Annotated in this window: 19 protein-coding genes and 1 tRNA gene; 10 read left to right on the top strand and 10 right to left on the bottom strand. The window is 53.6% G+C overall.

Going from position 1 to position 17,132, the window contains the following annotated elements; all coding sequences use genetic code 11:
* Window positions 1–252 precede the first annotated feature (252 nt).
* A tRNA-Ser gene (locus ACNKIB_RS09100) sits at window positions 253–343 on the top strand.
* Window positions 344–401: 58 nt separating this feature from the next.
* Here the strand turns inward: ACNKIB_RS09100 and ACNKIB_RS09105 are convergent.
* The 4 genes from ACNKIB_RS09105 to ACNKIB_RS09120 all read right to left on the bottom strand — a co-directional run bounded on the left by ACNKIB_RS09105 (window position 402) and on the right by ACNKIB_RS09120 (window position 5,066).
* Window positions 402–1,517 carry a hypothetical protein gene (locus tag ACNKIB_RS09105; protein WP_417910231.1) on the bottom strand — a complete coding sequence of 372 codons (1,116 nt, stop codon included), beginning with the start codon at window positions 1,515–1,517 and terminating at the stop codon, window positions 402–404.
* Entirely contained in the window at window positions 1,498–2,523 is a 1,026-nt protein-coding gene (locus tag ACNKIB_RS09110) for a caspase family protein (protein WP_417910232.1), read from the bottom strand. The genes ACNKIB_RS09105 and ACNKIB_RS09110 overlap by 20 nt, the downstream gene beginning before the upstream one ends.
* A gap of 92 nt (window positions 2,524–2,615) precedes the next feature.
* Window positions 2,616–4,226 (bottom strand): hypothetical protein, encoded by a 1,611-nt coding sequence (locus ACNKIB_RS09115; RefSeq protein ID WP_417910233.1) that lies wholly within the window; start codon window positions 4,224–4,226, stop codon window positions 2,616–2,618.
* Between the two features lie 165 nt (window positions 4,227–4,391).
* Window positions 4,392–5,066, bottom strand: a complete 675-nt coding sequence (locus ACNKIB_RS09120; protein WP_417910234.1) for a Crp/Fnr family transcriptional regulator — start codon at window positions 5,064–5,066, stop codon at window positions 4,392–4,394.
* Window positions 5,067–5,147: 81 nt separating this feature from the next.
* Here ACNKIB_RS09120 and ACNKIB_RS09125 point away from each other — a divergent pair, with 81 nt between their 5' ends.
* The 9 genes from ACNKIB_RS09125 (at window position 5,148) to ACNKIB_RS09165 (ending at window position 13,343) form a co-directional block, all read left to right on the top strand.
* Window positions 5,148–5,288, top strand: coding sequence for a hypothetical protein (locus ACNKIB_RS09125; RefSeq protein WP_417910235.1), 141 nt, complete (start codon window positions 5,148–5,150; stop codon window positions 5,286–5,288).
* A gap of 245 nt (window positions 5,289–5,533) precedes the next feature.
* The gene (locus tag ACNKIB_RS09130) at window positions 5,534–6,169 is read left to right on the top strand and encodes a ferredoxin-type protein NapF (RefSeq protein ID WP_417910236.1); all 636 of its coding nucleotides are present in this window, start codon (window positions 5,534–5,536) and stop codon (window positions 6,167–6,169) included.
* A 1-nt stretch (window position 6,170) separates the two neighbouring features.
* Entirely contained in the window at window positions 6,171–6,470 is a 300-nt protein-coding gene (locus tag ACNKIB_RS09135; protein WP_417910237.1) for a chaperone NapD, read from the top strand.
* Entirely contained in the window at window positions 6,467–6,697 is a 231-nt protein-coding gene (locus tag ACNKIB_RS09140; RefSeq protein WP_417910238.1) for a chaperone NapD, read from the top strand. Before ACNKIB_RS09135 ends, ACNKIB_RS09140 begins: the two co-directional genes overlap by 4 nt.
* Window positions 6,698–6,733: 36 nt before the next feature.
* The gene (gene napA / locus ACNKIB_RS09145) at window positions 6,734–9,226 is read left to right on the top strand and encodes a nitrate reductase catalytic subunit NapA (RefSeq protein WP_417910239.1); all 2,493 of its coding nucleotides are present in this window, start codon (window positions 6,734–6,736) and stop codon (window positions 9,224–9,226) included.
* Window positions 9,227–9,236: 10 nt separating this feature from the next.
* Window positions 9,237–10,127: a ferredoxin-type protein NapG gene (gene napG / locus ACNKIB_RS09150; RefSeq protein ID WP_417910240.1), complete on the top strand. Its 891-nt coding sequence runs from the start codon at window positions 9,237–9,239 to the stop codon at window positions 10,125–10,127.
* Window positions 10,124–10,969, top strand: coding sequence for a quinol dehydrogenase ferredoxin subunit NapH (napH, locus tag ACNKIB_RS09155; protein WP_417910241.1), 846 nt, complete (start codon window positions 10,124–10,126; stop codon window positions 10,967–10,969). Before napG ends, napH begins: the two co-directional genes overlap by 4 nt.
* An 11-nt stretch (window positions 10,970–10,980) precedes the next feature.
* Entirely contained in the window at window positions 10,981–11,496 is a 516-nt protein-coding gene (locus tag ACNKIB_RS09160; RefSeq protein ID WP_417910242.1) for a nitrate reductase cytochrome c-type subunit, read from the top strand.
* Between the two features lie 386 nt (window positions 11,497–11,882).
* Complete coding sequence (locus ACNKIB_RS09165) at window positions 11,883–13,343, top strand: multiheme c-type cytochrome (protein ID WP_417910243.1); 1,461 nt, start codon at window positions 11,883–11,885, stop codon at window positions 13,341–13,343.
* A gap of 137 nt (window positions 13,344–13,480) precedes the next feature.
* Here ACNKIB_RS09165 and ACNKIB_RS09170 read toward each other — a convergent pair whose 3' ends face one another.
* From ACNKIB_RS09170 to ACNKIB_RS09195, 6 genes are all read right to left on the bottom strand, one after another.
* Entirely contained in the window at window positions 13,481–13,801 is a 321-nt protein-coding gene (locus ACNKIB_RS09170; protein ID WP_417910244.1) for a hypothetical protein, read from the bottom strand.
* Between the two features lie 647 nt (window positions 13,802–14,448).
* Window positions 14,449–15,141, bottom strand: coding sequence for an HD domain-containing protein (locus tag ACNKIB_RS09175; RefSeq protein WP_417910245.1), 693 nt, complete (start codon window positions 15,139–15,141; stop codon window positions 14,449–14,451).
* A 3-nt stretch (window positions 15,142–15,144) separates the two neighbouring features.
* Window positions 15,145–15,879, bottom strand: a complete 735-nt coding sequence (locus ACNKIB_RS09180; RefSeq protein ID WP_417910246.1) for a YkgJ family cysteine cluster protein — start codon at window positions 15,877–15,879, stop codon at window positions 15,145–15,147.
* Window positions 15,880–15,970: 91 nt separating this feature from the next.
* Window positions 15,971–16,213 (bottom strand): hypothetical protein, encoded by a 243-nt coding sequence (locus ACNKIB_RS09185; RefSeq protein WP_417910247.1) that lies wholly within the window; start codon window positions 16,211–16,213, stop codon window positions 15,971–15,973.
* A 13-nt stretch (window positions 16,214–16,226) separates the two neighbouring features.
* Complete coding sequence (locus ACNKIB_RS09190) at window positions 16,227–16,730, bottom strand: hypothetical protein (protein ID WP_417910248.1); 504 nt, start codon at window positions 16,728–16,730, stop codon at window positions 16,227–16,229.
* Between the two features lie 50 nt (window positions 16,731–16,780).
* The gene (locus tag ACNKIB_RS09195) at window positions 16,781–17,098 is read right to left on the bottom strand and encodes a type II toxin-antitoxin system MqsR family toxin (RefSeq protein WP_417910249.1); all 318 of its coding nucleotides are present in this window, start codon (window positions 17,096–17,098) and stop codon (window positions 16,781–16,783) included.
* Window positions 17,099–17,132 lie beyond the last annotated feature (34 nt).

Genomic DNA, 17,132 nt, shown 5'->3' on the forward strand with positions numbered 1-17,132 from the left:
ACAACCTCAAGCATCCTGGCGAAGGTCGAACGCTCAACACCTGTCGATCGCTTAAAATCCTCATCACTCAAACGTTGCACACTTTCGTATCTCATTCACACAAGGTACACGGCAGGCTCGACTTATGCAAGGGGGCTATTGTGACATGACTTTCTTGCCCCCACTTTTTTCGTTATGGCAGGTGGGGACAGGTGATTTCTTGTGAATCAGAGAATAGCAGGCAACATACTGAAAGTCAATATGTTCAACAGTGCGAAATGAAGAAAAATGAAAGCCGGTGAAAGGCGTTTTGATCGGACTTCGAATCCGAGGGTCGGGGGTTCGAATCCCTCCAGGCGCACCAGTAATTGCAAGCTGTTACGCTGCTTGCTAGTCATTATCCCGCCGCGCTGAGATTCACGTCAAAGTCGGTGCAGCAACCAGAGCACCGTGTTCAGCACGCCGTCCTTGATCTGCGCATTCACTGAGTCAGGTGGAATCACCGCCTTTTCCTTGCTCACTGCGTCCATAATCAGCTGCCAGCTGCTGTAGAGCATGGGCGGCTGCGGAAAAGCAGGCAGTTCTGCCAAGTTGCCGATGTTCAGCAGGGCGACCTGCACATCTGGCTGGGCTGCCAGAGTGCTCTCCATTTTCCCGGCCAATTCTCCGACTAAAACCGCATTCTCTTGCCGCAGGAGGAGATGGGTAGCAAATATGGCGGTCATGGGATTGAGTGGCTGGTCAGCCAACAAGTGTTTGAGACCTGTTTCAGTCAGAATATTGCGTCCGTTCAGCAGGGCCAGCCGGAGCAACTCTGTCTGCCGCACGGCTACGCTGGCCGGATCAAAGCCCTTGCCCAGTTCAGCCATCAGCACAGCGGCAATCGGCAGCGCGGCTCGAAAAGTATCTACACCAGGGAGCCAGGATTGCTCCGCCAAGGTAAAGACCTGCGTCTGCCAACCTGCCAGCGTGACAATAAATATCTCGTAGATTTCGCCTGGCTCTTCCTCCACCCGCAGCCGATAGGTGCCGGGATCAAGCTCTATATTCAGCGCAAAAAAGCTACTGCGTTTATCACAGCGGCCTTGGCTTGGTTCAGCGAGTAGTTTGCCGCTGAGATCGTGCAAAGACAGGCCCAGCCAAGGAGATGCGGCTTCCGTGCTCAGGCCACGGCAGAAGAGAAAGAGCTGACTGCCATTGCCTTGCTTGAGGTGCACAGTTCGGGACAGCTTACGTGCTGCCTTTTCGTGCTCCTGCCGCCAAGTTATGGTCTGTGGCATGGGCACTGGCGTATCAAACTGCACTGGCGGGCCGTCAAAGACCTGGCTTTCCGTATCAGCCTTAACTTCAATCAGGCTATCTGCCTGGATCCGGCCTACCTTGAACCGGGCCTTGTACAATCCCGGCGCAACTTGAGCCTCCAAGCTACCAACTCCGGCAGCAATCCGCTGAAACTGGCTATCCACTAAATAAACCTCGGTCAGACTGTCCGCTGCCCGGATAGTCAGGGCAACCTGCTCAAACGGTGATTTGCTCATTATTAGGCACCTCGATGATTTTCTGGCGGCCTGTATTCTTGACCGCTATTTTGTACAGCCCAGGTTCCAGAGCAAGGGTGAGAGGAGAGGTTGTTGCCTGCACCTGTCTGATCTCCCTGAAACTGCCATCATACAACACCAACGTTTCTGCCCCAGTATATGCAGTCAAGCTCACCTTAACTGGGATGGTGGCTGCTGCCTTCCGTTTGCAGAACACGATGTCCTGCGTGGAATCAAGCATGATGTCTGGCGGCTTGATCGTAACGTTACCAGCAAATCTGCCAATGCTGTTGTGGAGGTGATTCTTGAGCTGCTGACCTGTCACCTGGCCTTGTGCATCCGGGCTAGCAACTTTTAAGGCATCAAGCAAGGCTTTGGTGAAGATGCCAGAGATTCTACCGTCCTCAAATTTCCTCTCTTTGGCTGCACTGCCCCGGCGGGCAGCAAAGGCATAGAAGTAGCGCACGCTGTCCGCGCCAATGCTGCCCTGGCCAACCACATACTGCGGCTCGCGGATTTCATACGGCAGATTGACTGTGCGGCAGCAGTCCATGATCAGGACAATTTCATCAAAGACCGCATGACTGCGCAGCCATTCAGCGTAATCCGTCACGGCAATGTGCCAGGGGAACATCCTCTTGGCATTGGCGGCGTAGAGAGCAGTCTTGCCAATGTCGCGGGGATCACCGAAGCCGTGGCCTGAGGTAAAGATATACAGCCGTTCCCCTTCCTTTTTCCCGTCGTAATAGTCCCCAATAAACTTCTCAAACAGGGTCTCTACTTGGTTGGGCGTGGGGAGAGCGTCTTTCGGGTTGAAGTCTGAGGAGAGCACGCGCTGGATGTTCTCTGGTGGCAGGTTGCCACCAGCCGGGTCACGCAACCAGGCGCAGAAGTCATTGGCATCATTGACCGGCCCCTTGAGCGGATCCAGCCCTATCAAGGGATAGTTGTTGATACCAATGACAATGGCATGATGTTTGTTGTTGGGCATCAGCTTGTCTGGCATGAGCCAGCACCTATGTCGGAAGTTGATCATGCAGATAGCGAAAGGGCCGGACAGAAGATTCTGCCCGGCCCTGTTTATTCAGCGCATCCCGATCAGCCGTTGTTGGCGAATCGGATCAGATGCTCGACAATCGCCGCTAACGGTGCAGGTCTGTTTGAGCTGGAGGCCGAAACCGCCGCCGATTTCCACGAGGACGGCACCGCTCCATTTCTGTCCCAGGAACCGCCCGGCTCAAAGGCAGTCTGCGCTCTACCGCCCTTGACCGGAGTCCAGAGGAAGTCAGGATGAGCGAAGCTCCGCCATTCACCGCCGATGATCCGACCGGACACATCGAGTTCCAAGTCGTACAGATAGCGCACCTCCTTGATTGCGTCATGGCTGGCACTGTCTGGAGAGCTATGGCTGGGCTGGGTCTCTACCATATAGGAAACATACATCTCTATGCCGACAATGCTGGCAGTCTGGTTGCTGTGATACGAGGAAAACTTATCTCTGGTGTAATTAGCCCTCGACACAGCAGCTGCGGACAGCGAGCTTTGGTAGGTCATACTCTGCGGGTTGAAATGGCGGTATCTATAACCCAACACCGGCTGATTCCAGACCTCATAGTCATAGGTTACATCCATCACCATGCCACGTTTGGATGCACCAATCTGGTTGACGATAGCGAGATGCCAGGTGCCTGGGTTGGTATCAAAGGCTGACTGATCAAGCAGGCGACCATTGGCATCCCTGGCCGGATTAGCAGTATTGCAACGGCCACCAATAAATTTGATTGCAGATGGCACCCTGGCCCAGAGCAGCGAGGCCAGTGCTTTGATATCCGAAGGATAGAAAGTTATCTGGGTATGTCCATCCGCAGCCAGCACTGTGACAGCATTGGTCGGACGAGGGAGCATGTAGGCAGCAGGTGCCCAGCCATGGCAGATCCCCATCCAGGCGGCCACACTGCCATTGCTCTGATAGATGGCTTGACCTTCCGCCCACATTTTCTTGGTGAGGGTGTAGTTGTTGTCACCGACTAGCCGATCATATTTCTCAGACGGCGAAAGCGAATTAACCGGAACACTGGATGCCGGATGGGTCTGCACATAGTTGTGGCATTGCTGCCAGTCATATGTATTGGGGAAGCCCGGATCAGCATAGCGTTTTCCAAGGATGCCCCGGCAGATTGCCCAGTAATCATCTGACCAAGGCTGAACACTCAGGCGGGCCTGCATCAGGTTATTGCTCTGCATACTTTGCAGGCCAGTGTAACTGAGGGTATCTACCAGGTTCTGTGCCAGATCGTTGGAGTTGAAGGCAGCCCGACTGGAGCGTTCTGTATCATTGGCCTCAAGCAGCGTGCGCAGTTCATCGCGGGCAGCGACATACTCCTTACCGTCTATCGCAGCTTTGTCAAAGAGAGGAAGGGTTGTGGCTGTTTCGCCGGGCTGCTCAGTCCGCTTAACCAGCTGCCGGTCCATGAACGCCTTTGGATCGCTGTCAAAGGCCTGCAAGTCAGCCAAGAGCTGCTTGGCTTGCTCATCGCTTGGAGTATCATCCGTAACCGTATCGGCAACTGGCGGTTGCGGCTCCACAGCTGTTTCAGTTTCAGGATTCTGGCTTGGTGGGGCTGTGTTGCAACCGCAGCCACAACCTTCTGATTTGTCTTTGAAGATGTTGAGTATTGGACAGTTGTGTTCTTTCGGCGGGGTGGACATAGCTTCCTCCTTTGGGATGGGTGGGGTTTACTGCTGCTTGAAAAGCATAAAACAACGCTACACTAAAATCAGCTCGTTGCCAAGATGATAACTACTATACTTTGTTTCATGAGCTGATTAAAGGTCGTTTTAGGTCAAAAAGAGGAACTCTTGCGGCAATAAACCTCACCTCTTGGCTTTGTTCTTCAGCTCCTCAGGGTTCAGCAGTTCAATCTTTCTTCCCTTCACCTGAATCAGCCCTGCCGCACTCATTTCAGCAAAGATGCGCGACAGCGTTTCCGCGCTGGTGCCGAGCAAGTTGGCCAGCTGCTTTTTCGGAATATCCAGCGTGACCTGATCCATCCTCGCCTGTATCCTGGCAAGATAGAGCAGATGGCTAGCCAGGCGGGCTGGCACCTCTTTGAGCGAGAGGCTCTCGATTTTGTCCGCAAACCGCCGCAATCGCCGCGCTAAGGCAGCAATGATGGCCAGGGCCAGGTCAGGATGGGCGGTAATGAGAGCGATGAACTCCTGCTTGGGGAAGAAGAAGGCCGTAGAGTCACCCAAGCTTATCGCACTGGCTGGGAAATGCTGCCCATGAAAGACCGGCACAATACCAAACGGCTCGCCCGGCCCCAGCACATACAGGATTTGCTCTCGCCCATCCAAGGCCATCTTGAACACCTTTACCTGCCCCGCAACAACCATGTAGAAGCCGCTGCTCGTATTGCCTTCCAGAAAGATCACCTCGCCTCGTCGGAAATGCCGCTCCTGGGCAATTGCTGCCACCTGCTGGAGCAGCATCTCGGATAGCCCTTTGCAGAGAACCGACGCGGCCAGCACCTTCTCTTTATTTTCCATACCGCTCCGTTACCGAAAATTTATCTTTTCTCCTACAGCGGAGAGCAAATCGGCTTCTTCTGTTGAGATTTTTCTGAGTTAATGCTCCTTTCTTACTCGCTGACAAAGCAGTTTGGCTTGGCAAAAGAGGAGTTGTACTCGGCAGAAAAGGAGTCTGGCCGACTAGCAAAGGAGTTTTGCCAAGCCAGAAAGGAGTTCTGCCGACTAAGAAAGGAGTTATAGTCGGCGAAACTCCTTTGCTAGTCGGCAAGAAAGCAGTTTGGCCAAGCCGAACTCCTCTGCTGCCGAGTATAACTCCTTTCTGACCGAGCCAAATTCCTTGGCAAACGAGTAGGACTCTTCACCTGCTTATTCGGGTTATTTTTTTTCTATTCTTGATCTAGGTCAAGGGCTGGCCCCTCATTTGCCGCTACACTCGATATAGACAGAAACTGCTTCTCAGCGCAAGCAAAAAGAGAAGCAGGATTGTGCTGAAGAATCAGCTTGACATCTGCCGCCCGTCCGCGTACAAGGCGTATGTGGCACAAAAGTGCAGGCAGATGTTCAAAATTGTAGCCAGGAGCGAGCCGACCATGAATTTAGCTTCGTTTGTCGCTAACCAGTGCCTGGCCTATCTCCTGCAAAACAGTTCCGATCCCTTACAGCAGCAGCGATCAGGGGGGAAACCTCCTCTCTATCCGCCTTGGTCATCTGCTGCTGATTCTTTCCGTTCTCTCTGTACCGGCTGCGGTGCTTGCGCGCAAGCCTGCGGCAGCAGCATTATCAGCATGAACGAGGACGACTTGCCGACCGTAGATTTCTCGCGCGGCTCCTGCACCTTCTGCGGCAACTGCGCTCAAAGCTGCCCGACCGGTGCCTTGCAGTTCGACCCAGATAAAGCACCCTGGCACCTTGCTCTCCATATCGCAGAAAGCTGCCTACTCCGCAGCCGGATGCTTTGTCTTACCTGTGTAGAACAGTGCGACCAGGAAGCAATCCGCCTGCCGCAAGACCAAGGCCAGTTTCCGCAACTCGCCACTGCACAGTGCAATGGTTGCGGTGCCTGCGCCAGCGTCTGCCCGGTTGGCGCAATTTCCTTTGTACCTATCAACGAGGGTGAATGAGATGAATCTGTCTGGCATTGTTGTCCATATCCATCCTGCCTGCCCAGTAGCTCTGCGCGGGCGGCTGACTGACCTGGCTGGTGTGGAGATTCACACGATTAGGGAAGACGGCAAAATGGTGATCAGCGTTGAAGACACGTTAGAGACAGCTCCAGCAGAGATGCTGCAACGGGTGCAGAACCTGCCAGATGTGTTGTCTGCGGATATGATTTACAGCTATCTCGGCTCAATGCAGAATAGCGTCCCTTATTTCCAGCAGGGCAAGGCGTGGCCGAGCTACGGCCAAGGAGCCAGAGCATGAATATTTCCGGCATCGTGGTTCACGCCCGCCCTGAGCACACTGTAACCTTGCAGCAGCAGCTGACAGCACTGTCTGGCGTGACCGTCCACGCGGCCCAAGATGACGGCAGGATGGTCATTACCATCGAGGATACCCCAGAAGCAGTTCCGGCTGAGACCTTGATGCAGGTGCAGAACCTACCTGGCGTACTGTCTGCGGCCATGATCTATAACTACTGCGATGAGTGAATACTCGTCGCAACAGCACAAGGTAGGAGGAAACCTATGAAACTGACTCGACGTGATTTCATCCGGGCCAATGCGGCTGCCGCTGCTGCGGCAGTGGTCGGAACCCAGCTGCCAGCAGCCGAGGCTCTGGCCCAGAAAGAAGAAGACAGCGGCATCAAATGGGACAAGGCTCCCTGCCGTTTCTGCGGTACCGGTTGCGGTGTCTTGGTTGGCACCAAGGACGGTAGAGTGGTGGCCACCCAGGGCGACCCGGATGCGCCAGTCAACCGGGGACTCAACTGTATCAAAGGCTATTTCCTCTCTAAGATCATGTACGGCAAGGATCGGTTGACCCGGCCCTTACTGCGCAAGAAGAACGGCCAATACGATAAGAACGGCGAGTTCACCCCGGTGTCTTGGGATGAAGCCTTTAACATCATGGAGCTGAAGTTCAAGGAAGCAATCAAGAAGAGTGGGCCGGAGTCAGTGGGCATGTTTGGCTCAGGTCAGTGGATGATTTGGGAGGGCTATGCCGCCCAGAAGTTCCTCAAGGCTGGGCTGCGCACCAATAACCTGGATCCCAACGCCCGCCACTGCATGGCCTCGGCTGTCACCGGCTTCATGCGCACCTTTGGCATTGACGAGCCAATGGGCTGTTATGATGACATTGAGCAGGCAGATGCCTTTGTTCTCTGGGGTTCCAATATGGCTGAGATGCACCCGATTCTCTGGTCACGAGTCACCAGCCGCCGCCTCACGGCCAACCACGTTAAAGTAGCGGTGATGTCGGTGTATGAGCATCGGAGCTTTGATCTGGCCGACCTGCCGATCATCTTCAAGCCGCAAAGCGATATGGTGATTCTTAACTATATTGCCAATTACATCATTCAGAACGGCAAGGTGAATCAGGATTTCGTCAAGCAGCACGTCAAGTTCAAGATCGGCACCACCGACATTGGTTACGGCCTGCGGCCTGAGCATCCAAAAGAGAAGGCGGCCAAGAACGCGGCCAAGGCCAACGACGCGGTTGATTGCAGCTTTGAGGACTACGCCAAGTTTGTCGCTGAGTACACCGTGGAGAAAGCAAGCGAGATGTCTGGCGTGCCGAAGAAAGACCTGGAGGCTCTAGCCGAGCTGTACGCTGACCCGAAGAGAAAGGTGATGTCCTTCTGGACTATGGGCTTCAACCAGCATACACGAGGTACCTGGGTCAATAACATGATCTACAATATCCACCTGCTGGTGGGTAAGATTTCCGAACCAGGCAACAGTCCCTTCTCGCTCACTGGTCAGCCTTCAGCCTGCGGCACGGCCCGCGAGGTCGGCACATTCGCCCATCGCCTGCCTGCGGACATGGTAGTCACTAACCCAGAGCACCGCCATCATGCCGAGGAAATCTGGAAATTGCCGGAAGGGACGATTCCAGACAAGATCGGCTTCCATGCGGTCATGCAGAACCGGATGCTCAAGGATGGCAAACTCAATGTCTATTGGGTGATGTGCAATAACAACATGCAGGCGGCACCGAATCTGAACGAGGAGAGCTATCCAGGCTACCGCAACCCTGACAACTTCATCATTGTCTCGGATGTCTATCCGACCGTCACTGCTTTGGCTGCTGACTTAATCCTGCCTGCGGCGATGTGGGTGGAGAAAGAAGGGGCTTGGGGTAATGCCGAACGACGCACTCAGTTCCTGCGGCAGCAAGTCAAGGCCCCTGGCGAGGCCAAGAGCGACCTCTGGCAGATTGTCGAGTTCTCCAAACGCTTCAAGACGGATGAGGTCTGGCCCAAGGAACTGCTGGACAAGAATCCTGCCTATCGAGGCAAGACCTTGTTTGATGTGCTGTATGCCAACGGCCAGGTCAACAAGTTTCCTTTAAGCGAGCTGCAAAAAGGCCATGACAATGATGAATCGAACTATTTCGGCTTCTATCTCCAGAAAGGCTTGTTTGAGGAGTATGCTATGTTTGGCCGGGGCCACGGCCACGATCTCGCCCCGTTCGAGATGTATCATCAAGCACGCGGCTTGCGCTGGCCAGTAGTTGATAACAAAGAGACCCTCTGGCGCTTCCGGGAAGGCTATGACCCCTATGTCAAGAAAGGTGAGGATATCCGCTTCTACGGTCACAAGGACGGCAAGGCAGTGATTTTCGCTCTGCCCTACGAGCCGCCGCCAGAGATGCCAGACGCAGAGTACGACCTCTGGCTCTGTACAGGCCGGGTGCTAGAGCATTGGCATTCTGGCTCCATGACCCGCCGGGTGCCAGAGCTGTATCGGGCCGTGCCAGACGCAGTAGTCTTCATGCACCCAGAGGACGCAAAGAAACGAGGCCTCAAGCGCGGTGAGCTGGCCAAGATCGCATCCCGTCGGGGCGAAGTCACCTGTGCAGTGGAAACCCAGGGCCGCAACAAACCGCCGCAGGGGTTGATCTCCATTGCTTGGTTTGACGAAGGGCGACTGGTCAACAAGCTGACCTTGGATGCCACCTGCCCGATCTCTAAGCAAACTGACTTCAAGAAATGCGCAGTCAAAGTGACCAAAGCTTGAGAGGCTGCCTGTGAACTCTACACACCCCAACAGCGGGCAGGAGCAGTCGCCAGCGCGGCGGCGTTTCCTAACCGAGACCATCCCGGCGGCAGCAGGGGCATTGGTGCTGGCTGTGGGACTGGTCGGGCATCAGCGTTCTGCCAAGGCCTTGCCGCCCTATGCGGTGAGACCGCCTGGTGCCTTGAATGAGGACAAATTCCTTGCCGCTTGCCTGCGCTGTGGCCAGTGTGTGCGGGCCTGTGCAGAAAATCTCCGGCAGGATAAGAGCCGCAGTGAAACGCAGGCAGCGACTGCTTCAGCACCCCAGCTAGGGGAGTTTGTTGCGCAGCTCGCGGAACTGGGTGAGAACGCGCCCCTGGAAACTGCGGTGCCAGTGCTGCGGCTAGCGGAGTTCGGGAGCGATATTCCACCGGGCACGCCGTATTTCATTCCCCGAATCAGCCCCTGCCGGATGTGTGAGGACATGCCCTGCGTGAAAGCCTGTCCTTCTGGCGCATTGAACAGCAAGCTGGCCTCTATTAACGAGGCCAGAATGGGGCTGGCCGTACTGGTAGATCAGGAAAACTGCCTCAACTGCCTTGGGCTGCGCTGCGATGTTTGCTACCGCAACTGCCCGGTAATCGACAAGGCACTGACTTTGGAAATGCAGGTGAATCAACGAACCGGAGTTCATGCCCGTTTCATCCCGACTGTGCATTCCAAGCACTGCACTGGTTGTGGCAAGTGCGAGCGTTCCTGTGTGCTGGAAAACGCAGCAATCAAAGTGCTGCCCTTGGCGCAGGCACGAGGAACCTTAGGGAGCCATTACCGGGTGGGCTGGGAGGAAAAGGATAAGGCTGGTCATTCGTTGATCCCGGAGGCCTTGCAGTTGCCTGTCCGCAGACCGGAGGATAAGCTATGAGCAAACAAAGAAGGCCAGGGCAAGAGGCGGTTACGAGAAAGGGCTGGCTGCGGGCCAATACATGGCTGCTGCTCCGCCGTGCTTCGCAGCTTGGCATCTTAGGAATGTTTCTCCTAGGGCCGCTGGCTGGCTTGTGGTTGATCAAAGGCACGCTGTCCGCCAGTACCGCCTTTGGCTTCCTACCGCTCAGTGACCCACTAACTGTGGCCCAGTCCTTAGTTGCAGGTCATGTGCCTGCGGTGGAGGTGTTGGTCGGCCTGTTGGTGGTGCTGGCCGTTTATACCGTGCTCGGTGGGCGCGTGTATTGCGCTTGGGTTTGCCCGATCAACCTACTAACCGACGCAGCTGCCTGGCTCAACCGGCGGCTGGCAATCAAAGGAAACCTCAACCTGAGCAGAAGTCTGCGCTACTGGCTGCTCGGCCTGATTGTTATCTCTGCTGCTGGCACCGGCAGCATTATTTGGGAATGGTTCAATCCAGTGACGATGGTGCAACGAGGCCTGCTTTTCGGCATGGGCTTGGCGTGGCTCCTAGTAGCAGGCATCTTCCTCCTTGATGCCTTTGTCCTCCGGCATGGTTGGTGCGGCCATCTCTGTCCGGTCGGAGCCACTTACAGTCTGCTGGGCCGTTTCGCCCTGCTGCGGGTGAAAGCCTCTGGCCGCGAACAGTGCATCGACTGCCTAGACTGCTTTGCTGTCTGCCCAGAACCGCAGGTCATCCGACCTGCGCTCAAGGGGGATAAATACAGTTCAGCAGTCATTCTTTCCCCTAACTGTCTCAACTGTGGGCGATGTATTGATATCTGCCCGCAGGATGTGTTTTGCTTCTCTCAACGAACCTGATGGAGTCTGTCATGAAAAAGACCGTTCTTACCCTTTCCCTGCTGGCCCTTGCGCTCTCTTGTTCTCTTGCCTCTGCCAAAGAAGAGGCAAATTCACCGAAGCAAGATGAAGGGTCACAAGTACAGCAAGTTGATGTCAAGGCAGATGCTGAAGAGTTGAAGCCGCTGCGCAAGAACCCGATTGCCGGGCCTGAAGACCCGCCTGTGGATGTGGATTGGAAGACCAAAGATACCAAAGTGCCCCGCACTTTCCTTCATCAGCCGCCAGTGATTCCGCATGACATCAAAGGATTCACTCTTTCAACCAAGCAAAATGACTGTCTCGGTTGCCACGGTGTCGAGGGTTCCGGCGCACTCAAGCCGTTCAAAACCCATTACCTTGACCGGGACGGCAACGTGACGGAAACTGTCTCTGCCCGCTGGTATTTCTGTACACAGTGCCATGTTGGTCAGGTTGATGCACTGCCTTTGGTGGAAAATGCCTTTGGCAGCAGCAAGGGGAAATATTCATTAGGAACTAAGGAGTAAGTTGAACTGCTCCAACGCAGGCAGCTAGGGAGAGCGGAGCGCACTCAGGCCTGCTGGTTTTCCTGATCACGAAACCACGCATTCGCAACTATCAAATGCACGCATTTGGTCGGCACAAATGCGTGCATTTGTGAGCGGCGAAAGCGTGCAGTTCAGCAGCCGGACATCGAGCGGAGCACTCAATTCCGCCAGGCTGCAAGGTGGGGGCTTCCTTACTGCGCCCAGAATTGCAGCTCTGGTCATTTTGTGATACTTCGACTGTATTTTTCAGATTCAGTAAAAAATAGGCTTGCATTTTTCGCTAAATCTGAGATGATGCTGTTTAAAACAATTAAGCCTTAGAACGGTCAACTTTCTGACCTGAAAAATCAAAGAAGGAGGAGTGTATGAAGGTGAAGGTCGCAGTCTGGTCGTGCGCTGCTTTGCTTGTCACAGGTGCAGCTCATGCCGCAGAAGACAGCCGTCCTGCCGCATTGTCTCAAGAAACCAAACAATGTTTGCAATGCCACAAGGACATCAACACCGGCATGTATCAGGAGTGGGGCGAAAGCAAGCACTTTGGTGCCAATGTCGGCTGCTACGAGTGTCACAAAGCGGAGAAGGGCGAGAAAGATGCGATTGACCACAACGGTTTTTCCATCTCCGTCATTGTCTCGCCCAAGGACTGCTCGCGCTGCCATGCCAAAGAGGTGGAGGAGTTTGAAGGCTCCCATCATTCCAAGGCTGGCCAGATCATGGGATCCTTGGACAACACCTTGGCTGAGGTGGTCGAAGGCAACAAGGGCATGAAGACCGAGGCCTTCCCGAAAGGTGTTTCCGCCGCAGCGGTCAACGGCTGCTGGCAATGCCACGGCAACGTGGTGCAAGTGCTGCCCAACGGCAAATTGGATCCTGCAACCTGGCCGAACACCGGCATTGGCCGCATCAACCCGGACGGCAGCGAAGGCAGCTGCGCGGCCTGCCATTCACGGCACAACTTCTCCGCTGCTCAGGCCCGTAATCCTGAGAACTGCGGCAAGTGCCATATGGGGCCTGATCATCCGCAGATTGAGATTTACAACGAGTCCAAGCATGGCATTGCGTATCAGGCCAACAAGGACCGGATGAACATGAATTCCTCCAAGTGGGTTGTGGGCGAAGACTACTCTGCCGCACCAACCTGCGCTACCTGCCACATGTCCGCCACTAAGGACATGGATGTTTCTCATAACGTTGGCCTGCGCATCAAGTGGAACAACCGCCCAGCGATCTCTAAAGAGACACACACCGTGGACGCTGGCTGGGGCTTGGAGTCTGCCAAGGTGACTGGCGATGAGCGGCGGGCTAACATGAAGAAGGTCTGCATTTCCTGCCATAACGTCAACTTTACCGACAACTTCTTCATTCAGTATGAAGAGCTGATGAAGCTCTATCATGAGAAGTTCGGCAAACCAGGTCTGAAGCTCTACGAAGCCGCCACCAAAGTGCTGAAGGCAATCAAAGGGCCAGAGTATGTCCAGTTCGCGCAAGCGATTGACTTCACGTGGTACGAGATATGGCATCATGAAGGCCGCCGCGCACGGCATGGCGCAGCGATGATGGCTCCTGATTACACCCATTGGCACGGTACCTACGAGGTAGCCAAGCATTGGGCTGCTAAGTACATTCCTGAGCTGAAGGAAGTGATTGAGCAAGGCAAGGGCAGCGCGAACAAAGAAGCGGTAACTGCGGCTGAAGAGCTGGAGACACTGCTGACTGAAGTGCTGAACAGCGATGACCACAAGTGGTTCATCGGCAAGGAAGACGCAGCTGACAAAGAAGAACGGGCAAAACGCGCCGAAGAGTTCAAGGCCAAGTACGCCAAATAAGCTGGCGAGACTGCGCTGAACAGAAAGGCCGGGCGGATTTTCCGCCCGGCCTTGTTTTATTGGCACGACGTTCTTGGTAACACCAAACCGGAGAAACTTCAGGTTCTTCCGGTTTTCAGATCACACCGCCCAAAGACTCAAAACTGACTCATCTGATTCATCATCTTGAGTTTTTCGGCTCCCATGTTCTTTTCCATCATCTGCGGTTGGATGATACTCTGCATATAATTCTTTGAAGCATTTTGCACCATCATTTTGCCTCTCATCTGATCCTTAAGAGGCATCGCATCGTAGTTTTCAGCCATAGTTTTCTGCTGCATCTTCATTACTGCCTCGTTTATAATCTTTAAAATGGAATCATCAATCTTTACCTCAGAGGCAGATACAGGTGAAGCGAAGAAACTTAAAGTAAACATTGCTCCTGCCAGAGATAGTGATACTGCCAAGTTAGCTTTCATTTTCTCCTCCTAACTTTTTATTGGTCATTTACCTTCTTATACTTTCAGGATACAACAAGCTCAATGAGAAGTCAATGTGCCTCAAGGCGTTTATATAAATAATATCAATACTTTTTCTTGATCTAGATCAAGAATGGCACCAGTAATGCTTCAATGAACTGCAAGGGGAGGTTGTGCAGAGGAAGGTTTCCAGGCAGCCTTTTGATTTGTACGGAACTGAGGCGAATGGCAACCGCGTTGGAACGAAGAGGTGGTTGCTACGAGATGATTTCCAGTCAGCAGAGCTTCTTGCTGGCTGCCTAAAACTTCTTTTTGGCCAACTTGCAGAGGAGTTTGGCCAAGCCGAACTCCTTTCCTGATAAACAACAAAGGAGTTTTGCCGACTCAAACTCCTTTCTGAGTCGGCAAAACTCCTCTGCGGCTTGGCCAAACTGCTTTGGTAGTCGGCCAGACTCCTTTGCTGCCGAGCAAGATTCCTTTGCAACTCGGCAGAACTCCTTTCTTGCCTAGCCAAACTCCTCTGCGGCCAAGCAACAAAGGAGTCTTGCCGACTGCAACTCCTTGGCCAGCGAGCCAGAAACGCTGGTTGCCCGCTACAATTTGAGCGCACCGAGCTGTTTTACGAGCTGAATTTTCTGCCTTTTCTGTTATGACTGCGTGTCCTCGGCTTGCAGCACGCTGCCGTAGATTTCCAGGTTCAGCTCGGCAAAGAAGATCTCCATAAAATCATGTCGCCGCCGGGCGATTTTCCGGCCAACCGAGGTTAACATCTCGCGGTGTACTTTCGACATTTTTACCTGGAACTCGCGATAGGCAGTGTCTTCCCCAGAATAGGCTTGCGTCGTCTCGTGATCGACCTCAGCGTTATGCAGCCGCGCACCAATCTGGCCAGCAAAAAGAAAAGCCCGGCCTATGCCGATAGCTCCGATGGAATCCAGCTTGTCGGCATCAAAGAGGATGCGCGCCTCTAGGCTCTCTGGCTCTGAACTGCCCCGGAAACGGTGGGCGCGGATGCAGTGGCAGATTGCGGCCTGGTCTTCTGCGCTGTAGCCCAGCGCGCGGAGAATTGGCTCTGCCATGCCTGCGCCGAGATCCGCATGACAAACCCCGCCTTTGCTGCGGCTCTCCTCGCTGCGGCCTATGTCATGGAGTAACGCTGCGGGCGCAAGGATGTCCAGCCGCGCCCCCAGCTTGCGGCCTATGGCCATAGCGTTTTGAAAAACCCGCTCAGTGTGATCTGGGCCGTGCGAGCCGCCTTCTTCCAGGCAGTGCTGGGTGCTGATTTGGCGCAAAGCGGCCAGTAGCTCTGGCGAGACAGCTGCTTCCTCGTTTTTTTTCATGATTTATTTCCCAAAATATTCTTGCAGCAGCCAGCGCAGGCCAAGCAGCAGCAGCTCTTCGTCATCACCAGCCAAGGCGCGGAGTTCCAGCACCGACAGCGGGCGGTTCATCTTGATTCTCCCGTCGGCCATCTCCTGGCGAAAGAAATCCAGGTTGTAGAGGGCCATGACAAACTGATCCATCTGGTTTTGGCTGAGACGAAATCCGGCCTGAATCTTGGGATGCTGGAACAGCTGGAGCAACTGGTCGTTGGCGCGATTATATTCGAGCAGCCCCTGATCCTGAAAATAGTCTAGCGCGGTTTGCGTCTGCTGTTCGGCAAAGCCAAGACAGTGTGGTTCGCGAAGGAGAACGAATTGCTCCTCGATGGCATTGTCAGTTCGGCGCGAAGCCCCGCGTCCAGCAGGATAGGCGCGGCAGGCGGCGGGCCGGTCTTCATACACACTGCACCCCTGCTCAGTGACAAACACGCAGCTGGCCCTGCCATCATCAATCATGGTGAGAAAACAGGCCGGAAAGACCATGCCTTCCTCCCAAGCCACGATCACATAGTGCTCAAGAAAGCTGCCAGAGTCCATCTTGAGCCGCTGTTTCAGGCGCAACACGTCGTAGGGTGTTAAGGCAAGGTCGAGCTGGCGGCAGCATTCGGTGAAACAGGCCAGGCCAGGATGACAGGCAAAGCAGAATTGCGCATCAGCCGCAAGGGGATGGCAGTGGAGGGGCAAAGAGGCGGGCATGGCTGGCGGATCAGGTAAAACGAATAATAAAAAGGGGGCAAATACCACATGGCCCCCCTTCCATAGAACAGCTCTTTTCTAAGAAAGCAGACTACTCTTCTTTTTTCGGTGTTGGATAATAGTTGAGATTTGCACAAAGAGCATCAACGAATCTGCAAAGAAAATCTTTTGTTGCTAATACTCGTGACTGCTCGAACATGCCTTCAGGCAGTTGAAGAGAAAATCTTGTCAAAAAAAGATTGTCACTTCTGCCGGAAATGGTGACAGAATCAACAAAATGAGTGCTTAATTCTGGATTTGTTATCAGTTGCTGGATGGGTGAGTTTTCTTTCATTTTTTCTTGCTAATCATTGAACGGAACAAGTCGGCTGGTTATATGCAAAAATGTATCTGCTGCTGTCGAAACCAACAGAAAAATCCTTTCCTTGCGGATAGCCTGCCGACGATGAAGCAGCAGAGTTGAGGAGAACAGTAACGTATTCCACCTCATCCTTTACGGTGGATACTGCGAGAGGAAATCTACCATCCTTCTTTTCTTTGAAAAGCTGTACGGATTTTTTACTATACAGCCTCATCCCGCCTATTACCGCAGAGTAAATAAAGCCTTTTTTTATCCGCTGATGCTTATGAAATGCCTGCCGGGTTATGCCCAATATCTCAGCCGCTTCTGCTGCTGTAATAAATTGCTTTACCGGGAGGTTGCTGATTAAGTCCTCAAGAAGCTCTTTTTCTCTCGCTTCCATGATACCAGAGGCTTCTTTTGGCAGCAGCAACTCCCCGCAGCCTGAACATTTATAATATTGAGGTAAAAAGACAGTGTAGCTGCCAATAAACCTGCTTTCGCAGAGCAATGCTCCTTGACATTCAAGATATATTTCTCCACAACTATAGCATCGCATAGTCAAATTTCCTTAAAGGAGTCGATGATCAGCTTGCCATTTTCAACATAAAAATGGGTATAGACATTTTCCCCTTTCAATCCATGCGCTCGGTAGTAATCAACCCATATTTTCGGGTTATTGAACCTTGGCTCTGATTTGTAACAAAATTTAACGGGCATGGCCTGCAAGGCGCGGCAGATGTCATTCAGGTTCCATCCGAAATCATTCTGAGCAGACTTTCTTGCCTGCTCAGTCACCAAGACATTTCCCTCGGAGATCAACTTGCTCAGTTGTCCTTTGCTGTAATACGCCTTGTCCCGCACCATAAAAGATAGCATCCGCAGTTGACACTTGTCAACTTAATTCAGCGAT

The sequence above is a fragment of the Candidatus Electronema sp. PJ genome (assembly GCF_048287395.1).
Taxonomy (GTDB): Bacteria; Desulfobacterota; Desulfobulbia; order Desulfobulbales; family Desulfobulbaceae; genus Electronema.